The 8560-nt window shown below is 55.3% G+C and carries 8 protein-coding genes and 1 pseudogene; 6 read left to right on the top strand and 3 right to left on the bottom strand.

Annotated features, from left to right (window positions below; genetic code table 11):
• Positions 1 to 39 precede the first annotated feature (39 nt).
• From AUK29_05565 to AUK29_05550, 4 genes are all read left to right on the top strand, one after another.
• The gene (locus tag AUK29_05565; GenBank protein ID OIP64061.1) at positions 40 to 924 is read left to right on the top strand and encodes a hypothetical protein; all 885 of its coding nucleotides are present in this window, start codon (positions 40 to 42) and stop codon (positions 922 to 924) included.
• A gap of 293 nt (positions 925 to 1217) precedes the next feature.
• Positions 1218 to 2285 (top strand): hypothetical protein, encoded by a 1068-nt coding sequence (locus AUK29_05560; protein ID OIP64060.1) that lies wholly within the window; start codon positions 1218 to 1220, stop codon positions 2283 to 2285.
• A complete protein-coding gene (locus AUK29_05555) occupies positions 2282 to 2521 on the top strand; it encodes a hypothetical protein (protein OIP64059.1) in 240 nt (79 codons plus the stop codon). The genes AUK29_05560 and AUK29_05555 overlap by 4 nt, the downstream gene beginning before the upstream one ends.
• A 93-nt stretch (positions 2522 to 2614) precedes the next feature.
• Entirely contained in the window at positions 2615 to 3319 is a 705-nt protein-coding gene (locus AUK29_05550; protein ID OIP64062.1) for a nuclease, read from the top strand.
• 46 nt (positions 3320 to 3365) lie between these two features.
• On the opposite strand, the gene AUK29_05545 is transcribed toward AUK29_05550, so the two are convergent.
• The gene (locus tag AUK29_05545; GenBank protein ID OIP64058.1) at positions 3366 to 3908 is read right to left on the bottom strand and encodes an O-acetyl-ADP-ribose deacetylase; all 543 of its coding nucleotides are present in this window, start codon (positions 3906 to 3908) and stop codon (positions 3366 to 3368) included.
• Positions 3909 to 4064: 156 nt separating this feature from the next.
• Positions 4065 to 4310, bottom strand: coding sequence for a hypothetical protein (locus AUK29_05540; protein ID OIP64057.1), 246 nt, complete (start codon positions 4308 to 4310; stop codon positions 4065 to 4067).
• 228 nt (positions 4311 to 4538) lie between these two features.
• Between AUK29_05540 and AUK29_05535 the strand changes: the two genes are divergently transcribed.
• On the top strand, positions 4539 to 6002 hold the full coding sequence (locus AUK29_05535; GenBank protein OIP64056.1) for an IMP dehydrogenase: 1464 nt from the start codon (positions 4539 to 4541) through the stop codon (positions 6000 to 6002).
• A 235-nt stretch (positions 6003 to 6237) separates the two neighbouring features.
• Positions 6238 to 7782 (top strand): glutamine-hydrolyzing GMP synthase, encoded by a 1545-nt coding sequence (locus AUK29_05530; protein OIP64055.1) that lies wholly within the window; start codon positions 6238 to 6240, stop codon positions 7780 to 7782.
• Between the two features lie 261 nt (positions 7783 to 8043).
• Here the strand turns inward: AUK29_05530 and AUK29_05525 are convergent.
• A pseudogene (locus tag AUK29_05525) lies at positions 8044 to 8560 on the bottom strand (hypothetical protein).

Here is an 8560-nt window from a genome sequence, read left to right as displayed (position 1 = left end):
CTTGTGGATCACCTCATTTCCGGACCTGGCGAGGCGCCATTGCTGACGCTCGCCGGCATGAATGAAATGCAGAACGGCGGCAGTATGCCCGATTATGCAGGGCTCCCGGTCCAGGACTATCTCTCTCCGGGTTTCGTTCTCCCCTACAGCGGGTCGAGCGGATGTCATTTCCGCCGATGCGCCTTCTGCCCGGAAAGAGCCGAATCCAATCCCTATGTTCCTGTGCCGGTGGAGAGAATAGCCGTCGAACTGAATACGCTCACCAAAGAGACAAAACCGGCACTGATCCATTTCCTGGACAATGCCATGAGCGCCCCGCTGCTCAAATCCCTTTCGGATCATCCCCCCGGTGTGCCATGGTATGGTTTTGCACGGATCAGCCGGCTCCTGGCCGATATGGATTTCTGCATGGCCCTGAAGCGTTCAGGATGCGTGATGCTCAAGCTGGGTCTGGAATCCGGGGATCAGGACGTGCTCGACCGGATGGACAAGGGGATTGATCTTGACACGGCATCAAAGGCCCTGAAGACCCTGAGCCGCTCGGGAATCGCCGCGTATGTCTATCTTCTTTTCGGCACGCCGCCGGAGAGCCTGACTGAAGCGCAAAGGACCCTTGCATTTACAGTCAGGCACAAGGATGAAATCAGCTTCCTGAACCTCGCGATCTTCAACATGCCGGTTTCCAGCCCGGAAGCAGAAGGACTGAAAACCAGCGGTTTCTATGAAGGCGACCTTTCCCTCTACACGGACTTCGTCCATCCAAAGGGGTGGCACAGAAAAAAGGTCCGGCAGTTTTTAGAGCAGGAGTTCAAGCGCCATCCGGCCGTGTCAGGCATCCTGAAAAAAGAGCCGCCGCTTTTTACCTCCAATCATGCGCCTTTCTTTGTGATGGATCCTCCCAAAAACCCGTGCCGGGAAGGGTGACCGGCCGAAAAGTCTCTGCCTTTGCCCTTGCGGATTGCCATGCTCATGAATCTGGTATATCTTTGTCCTAAGTGGTCCTATTCGTAAATACGGTTGCATTCGAGTGCCGTAGGGCGGCCTCCTCGGCGTTCCGCTCCTTGCGGTGTACCAGAGGGGTACGCCTCAGTCGCGCGCCTTGATGAGGCCGCCCTACGACCTGTCTGCCGTGCCGGCACAGGCAGGCCCTCTCGGTACGTTACCATATTTACGAACAGGACCACTAAGAGACGAAACAACCGGACAGGATGGTTCATATGATCCCTATGCTCAGTGCAAGAGTCTTGTTCTTCCATGCAGCCCTGTGGATTTGCCTAATCTTCCCGCAGGAGGCCTCATCCCTTTCGCCCGCAGCAGCCATCCGGCATGTCTCGGTCCGCCATCCCATCTCTTCCCCTTATTATCCCGTGGTCCTCAAGGGCAAAGAACTCCCGCCCCTGCTGCATGCGCCCGCAGCAAAGATCTCTCTTTATGCCTTCCATGACCCTGAGGGATTGAAACCCATCCCCTTCCAGATCGACCGAAGGGACATGAACGGAAGATTTCTGATCCCGGCTGATAAAAAAGAGCAGGAACGGCAAGGGAGATCGCCCATGGACAAAAACGACGAGCTTGTATTTATGGCATCCGATGCCGGAGAGCAGACCCTGACCCGGCTGGAGGGAATGACCTTCTCCTCGGCCGTGGAAATAGAAATCCGTGATCCGATAAAAAATATCCGTAAATGGGTCTATGCATGGGTCCTGGATCACGAGACCTCTCAAGCGGGCATGCCGCATTATGTCTCCTACCGTCCCAAGGACGATGTGATCGAGTCGCAAACCTACCGGGTCGGATTCTCCAGGAAAACCCCTTTTGTCATGGATGCATTAAACTGGAAGGGGGCTTCTCCCCATGAATACGGCGCGAATCTGGCCGACAAGATGAAGGCGAGACACAGCGGGAAGTTTCTTCATAAACTGGACTTTGTAAGAACGGAAGAGGATTCCGAATCCAGGCTGACCGCCGTAAAGCAAGGCCCCGTGCGGGTCATCCGGTGCACGGTCAACAGGGCCAGGCTCTTCATGGGGCTTCGCACCCCGGCCATCACCATCTATCATATCCATTACGCCAACGCCTTCTTCTTGGATACCTTCATTGAGATCCCCTTCAGGATCGGCCTCTTTTTCTCGGACCTTAAGACCCTGATGACCATGGACGGAAACGACGGCCCTCTGGCGCCGCCATCAATGGAAAGATGTCCGCTGAAAAGGAAAAAATCAATGCCTCCGGTGACAAGGCCCTCGTTGTTTCCAGTCCCGATGGAGAAATCCTGGTCTCCATGAATCTTGGAAGGAATCTCCCGGTCCACTACAGGGTATACATCCTCGATGATGCGAGCCGCATGGACCCTCCCGATAACATCCCCGGACAATTCGGCAATATGGGGTTCATCTCCACGGGATGGGAAAACCTGGGCGACTCGGTCTACCAGATGATCTTCAGCGTTTACATGATCCGGGATATCTCCGTGGACCAGGGTTTTGAAATACTGGACAACGCCCCCGCTTTTGTGAATTGAGCATGGGCGGCTTTTTCGTATCATGGTCGGGCGCGCCCTCCACAAAAAAAATTAGATTTACAATTCCCATAAAAATTGATAAAAATGCAAAATATGGATACCGGTTTCTCCTGTCAAACACCTCTTATCCGAATCATTGCAGATGATCGCGAACAAAGAAGCGGCACAATAGAAGCGTTAAAGGTTTTGGAGGATGTCGAAGTTTTTGTACAACGTCTTGCTCTGGGGGATTATGAAGTAGAGGGTAACTTCCTTTTTGAGAGGAAGACCTTGTTGGATTTTACAGTTTCCATCCAGAATGGACGGCTCTTTGATCAAGCATGCAGACTTGCTTCCTCGCCGAAGCGTCCGGTCCTTATCTTAGAGGGAACAGCCGGTGATCTGGCCACAAGCGGAATGCGACGAGAAGCGATCCAGGGCGCTCTGATTACAATCAGTCTCTTTTTAGGAATTCCAGTTCTACGCTCACAGAGCCCGAAAGAAAGCGCCCAGCTCATATGTTACGCTGCCAAACAGATGAGAAGAATTTCCGTTGGTGCATTACCTCACAAGGGGAAACGACCCAAGGGTAAACATAGAACACAGCTTCAGATTCTACAGGGCTTACCGGGTATCGGCCCGGCGAAGGCCGGACGGTTACTGAAAACCTTTGGTAGCGTAGAAAATGCAATTTCAGCCCGTCTGGAAGAACTGAAGGAAGTTGAAGGGATCGGGAAAATGACCGCTGAGAATATACGCTGGATAGTCAGCGAACCAGAATCAGAGTATGGATTCCAGAATGCCGATTTGGATCTATGAAGAAATTGATATTAATCACAGATGAATAAGGGCTGCAGATCTCTAATCAATGGAATGCCTTCCTGAATGCATCCTCATAAACCTTAAGATCGTTTTCAGAAAAGAGCACAAACCGGACCTCGTCCATGGGGTGCTCCGTGAGAAAGTCCCGAACGGTTGAAAGGGCGATTCCGGCCGCCTCCTCGATGGGGAACCGGTAGGCCCCGGTGCTGACGGATGGGAATGAGATGGAGCGGATGTGATTCTCCTTCGCAAGCCTGAGGCTGTTCCTGTAGGCATCGGATAGAAGTTCCCGTTCGTTTCGACCCCCGCCGGACCAGACCGGCCCCACGGTATGGATAACATACCGGGCCTTTAGGTTTCCTCCGGACGTGATGACCGCTTCGCCGGTTCCGCATCTCCCCTGCCTGGCCACAATGGCCTTGCACTCCTCCAGGATCTTCGGGCCTCCGGCCCGGTGAATGGCCCCGTCCACGCCTCCGCCTCCCATGAGAGACGAGTTGGCCGCATTCACGATGGCTTCAGTCTCCGCCTGCGTGATATCCCCGCGCACCAGAGTCAGCCTGCTTTTCCCAATCTTCTTTTCCATATCGGCCTCCGTCAGTCAGAAGATAACCACAGGGAACAGAGAAAACAAAATTTTTCTGCCACGAATGAACACGAATCTGCATAAAAAAACGGCAGTTGTTTGTGCCAAGCGCCCTCCGCGCCTCTGCGGTGAAGAGGTCTTGGTTTTCGTTCTTACCTAAAAGGCCTTTCCTCTGCGTTCTCTGTGTGCTCTGCGGTGAAAAGGTTTTGCTTTTAACAAGGCGCTGCTTTTCTCCGTGTTCTCTGTGTGCTCTGTGGTATCCCTTTTCATCATCCCGGCTTGATCCGGACAATGGCCGCCCCCCACCCCCCGGACTCCGGAGGCGCCTCTGAAAAAGACCGGAAACGTCTTCGGTCTTTCAATCATTGGATCTTTTGTAACGGAAAAAGAGGATTCCGTCAAGCGGCCCCGCTTCTTAAACCCACGTGCGATTTCCTTCTTGACGGATGAACTCTTGTATGTTAGTTTTTCAATTCAATTTATTATTTCATATCTTGCAGGGTTCCCCTGTGGTTTACTCTCTTTGCATCAGCCGCGGTCAACGCAGGGGGCGCCTCAAGTGAGGGATGGACGGACGGTCTGCCCGTCTCCATGTGCCGTCCGGTCTCTTGGATGAGGATAAAAAAAAACATGAACCATGAACAGATCCGGCTTGGATTGACCTACGATGATGTGCTCCTGGTGCCGGCCCGCTCCAGCGTGCTCCCCAAGGATACGGACACCTCAACCTATCTCACGGGACGGATCCGGCTGAACATTCCCATCGTGAGCTCGGCCATGGATACGGTTTCCGAGGCGAGACTGGGGATCGCCCTGGCCCAGGAGGGGGGGATCGCCTTCATCCATAAGGCCATGTCCCTGGAGCGGCAGGTCATGGAGATCGACAAGGTCAAAAAATCCGAAAGCGGGATGATCGTGGATCCCATTACCATAGAACCGGACCGCAGGATCCACGAGGCCATGGCCATCATGGATAAGTACCGTATCTCCGGAGTCCCCGTCACTAGAGGAAACCGTCTGGTCGGGATCCTGACCAACCGGGATCTCAGATTCGAGACCCGTCTCGACCTCAAGGTCTCCGAGGTCATGACCAAGAAGAATCTGATCACGGCCCCGGAAGGAACCACCCTGGAGGAGGCCAAGGAGATCCTCCACCAGCACCGGATCGAAAAGCTCCTGGTCGTGGATCGTGACGGAAACCTCAAGGGATTGATTACCATCAAGGATATCGAGAAGAAGATGAAATTTCCCAATGCCTGCAAGGACGATCTGGGCAGGCTCCGGGTCGGCGCCGCCATCGGTGTGGGCGAGGAGGCCCTGATGCGCGCAGAGGCCCTGATCCGCTCCGGTGTGGACGTGCTCTGTGTGGACACGGCCCATGGCCATTCCGAAGGGGTGCTCGAGGCCGTCCGGCAGATTAAAAAAACCTATCCGGACAGAGATCTGGTGGCCGGGAACGTGGCCACGGCCCAGGGGGCCAGGGACCTGATCGAGGCGGGGGCCGATGCCATAAAGGTCGGGATCGGGCCCGGCTCCATCTGTACGACCCGCGTTGTCGCCGGGGCCGGAATCCCTCAGATTACGGCCATCATGGACTGCGCCAAAGTAGCCCGAGAGTCTCATGTGCCGGTCATTGCCGACGGGGGGATCAAATATTCCGGGGATATTACCAAGGCCATGGTGGCCGGGGCCAATTTGGTCATGATCGGCGGTCTCCTGGCCGGTGTGGAAGAGAGCCCCGGAGAGACCGTGCTCTTTCAGGGGCGAAGCTACAAGGTCTATCGCGGCATGGGCTCCATCGGGGCCATGTCTTCGGGAAGCAAGGACCGGTATTTTCAGGAACACGAGACCCTGGAGAGGAAACTGGTCCCCGAGGGGATCGAAGGCCGCGTCCCCTATAAGGGGTCCCTTGCGGAGAGCATCTATCAGCTTGTGGGAGGACTCCGCTCCGGCATGGGCTACTGCGGGTGCCGCACCATCCCCGAACTGCAGGAGAAAGCGGAATTCATCCGTATCACGGTCGCCGGATTCCGCGAGAGCCACGTCCATGACGTGATCATCACCAAAGAGGCCCCCAACTACCGCCTGGAGTAACCAACATTCTTGACATACATACAAAGTCTTTTACACGTATAACAAGTATAGAGATTGCAAGCAAAAAGGGTCCAAGGATTCCAGGGGTCAAGGGTTCAAGTGAACGGCGAAGAAAATGAGAGGAAACGAATCGCTTGACCCCTCGAACCCTTGGCCCCTGGAACCCTTCTTGGATGCCTAAAATCACAACTTCTTCTCCGCCGGCTCACAGTATCATTTGGGGTGTGCATACGCTATGTCCATACAGCAGAAAAAGATTCTGATCCTCGATTTCGGATCCCAGTACACCCAGCTCATCGCCCGCCGTATCCGAGAGCTCAAGGTCTACTCCGAGATTCGGCCTTTTTCCGAACCCCTGAAGGGGATCCAGGCCTTTCGGCCTTCGGGCCTGATTCTCTCGGGCGGCCCCTCGAGCGTATCAGATCCCGGGGCGCCGTTCCCTGATCTGGGAATCTTCTCTATGGGCATCCCCATTCTCGGCATCTGCTACGGCATGCAGTTGATGACGCAGATGCTGGGCGGCAGGGTCGCTCCGGCAGCACACCGTGAATACGGCGCGGCGGACCTGGACCTGCTCGCTGAATCGGAACTGTTCTCCGGCTTGGGGAAACGCCTCCGGGTCTGGATGAGCCACGGCGACCGTATTGATACACCGCCACAGGGATTCTCCCCTATAGCCGGCACGGAAAACTCCCCGGTGGCCGCGATGGCCGATCCAGGACAGGGTTATTATGCCCTGCAGTTCCATCCCGAAGTGGCCCATACCCCGCAGGGTATGGAAATCCTCAAGAACTTCGCCTACCGGATCTGCGGGTGCGGGCCCAATTGGACCATGCACTCCTTTGTGGAGCAGGCTGTATCCGATATCCGGGCCCGTGTGGGAGAAGACCGGGTGATCTGCGCCTTATCCGGTGGAGTGGATTCCTCGGTTGCCGCCGTGCTGCTCCACAGGGCCATCGGAGACCGCCTGACCTGCATCTTTGTGGACAACGGACTGCTTAGGCTGAACGAGGCTGAAAAAGTGGTCAAGACGTTCCGTGACGAGTTCCGCATCCCTCTGGTCTTTGTGGATACCGCAGAGAGGTTCCTTAAAAAACTGGCCGGGGTCACCGATCCTGAGAAGAAGCGCAAGATCATCGGGAACGAGTTCATCCGGGTCTTTGAAGAAGAGGCAGGCAAACTCGGCAAGGTTGATTGCCTGGCGCAGGGGACCCTCTATCCGGACGTAATCGAGAGCGTCTCCTTCAAAGGTCCCTCGGCCACCATCAAGAGCCACCACAACGTGGGCGGCCTCCCTGAACGGATGAAACTCAAGCTGATCGAACCCCTGCGGGAACTCTTCAAGGACGAGGTCCGGCTGGCAGGGAAGGAGCTGCAGATTCCCGATGAGATACTCTTTCGCCAGCCCTTTCCGGGCCCGGGTCTTGCCGTGCGCGTGCTCGGGGAAGTCACCAGAGATCGGCTCGAGATCCTCCGCAGGGCCGATGCCATCGTGATCGAGGAGGTCAAGGCCGCAGGGCTCTACCGGCAGATCTGGCAGTCGTTTGCCGTGCTCCTCCCGATCCGGACCGTGGGGGTCATGGGCGACGAGCGGACCTACGAGCACGTGATCGCCGTACGTGCGGTCACGAGTCAGGACGGCATGACCGCCGACTGGGTCCAGCTTCCCTACGACCTCCTGGGCCGCATCTCCAATCGGATCATCAACGAGGTCAAAGGGGTCAACCGCGTGGCCTACGACATCTCCTCCAAACCGCCGAGTACCATCGAGTGGGAATAAGATTTGACGGCTTCGTAAAAAGTCCATCTGCTGGTTATGCTTGCCGCTTCTTCACTTCGTTTCGAAGCGCCGCATGCCCCGCTTTGCATTATTCATGCCGCCTTTGGCGACTTACATATTAATGAATCTTGGGGTTCGCTGCGCCCTTCGTCATTGCAGCGTACATCCAAGTACGCCTCATTCCTCAGGACTTGCGCGCCTTGCATCTGGGCCTTTTTTCTTTGCCGTCACATTTTAGAACTTCTTACAAGTCCATCAAATTTAATCCTTAGCCTCCTTGGATTTCGTGATCTGAATCTGGGTCCCTTTCTTCTCCTTGTTTTCGGTCAGGACAATCTGTGTGGCACTCTCCTCTTTATCGATGATGATGTTCACCATCTTCCCTTCGGGCATGGCCATCTCGTACATCTTCGGATCATCCCCTTTCAACTTTTCCTTGTAAAAGGCTGATACCTTGTCGATGGGGTCCTTTGAGAAGAGGACCGTTGCAGAAAAGTCGTTCTTTTTCTCCTTGTCTGTCCCCGTCATGCTCCACGACTGCCCTTGCTCCGATTCCACACCCGGATAGACCGGGACACCCAAATCCTTGGGGATGGTGTCGGCGCCCATCTTCATCGTCGTAGTTCCCTCTCCGGTTTTTACCGTCATCTCATGGACATCCCCGCCCTGCTTCTTGGTGACCTCCACCTTCCCCCCGGGTGTGGAATAGACCTTGGTTTCCTCTTTCTTGCCGCACGCTCCGGATAAGAGGAGAAATATCATCAGTGCGGACACAACG

This window comes from Nitrospirae bacterium CG2_30_53_67 (assembly GCA_001873285.1).
Taxonomy (GTDB): Bacteria; CG2-30-53-67; CG2-30-53-67; order CG2-30-53-67; family CG2-30-53-67; genus CG2-30-53-67.
Note: the sequence above shows the minus strand (reverse complement) of the source record. Positions and strands in the feature narration are given on the sequence as shown.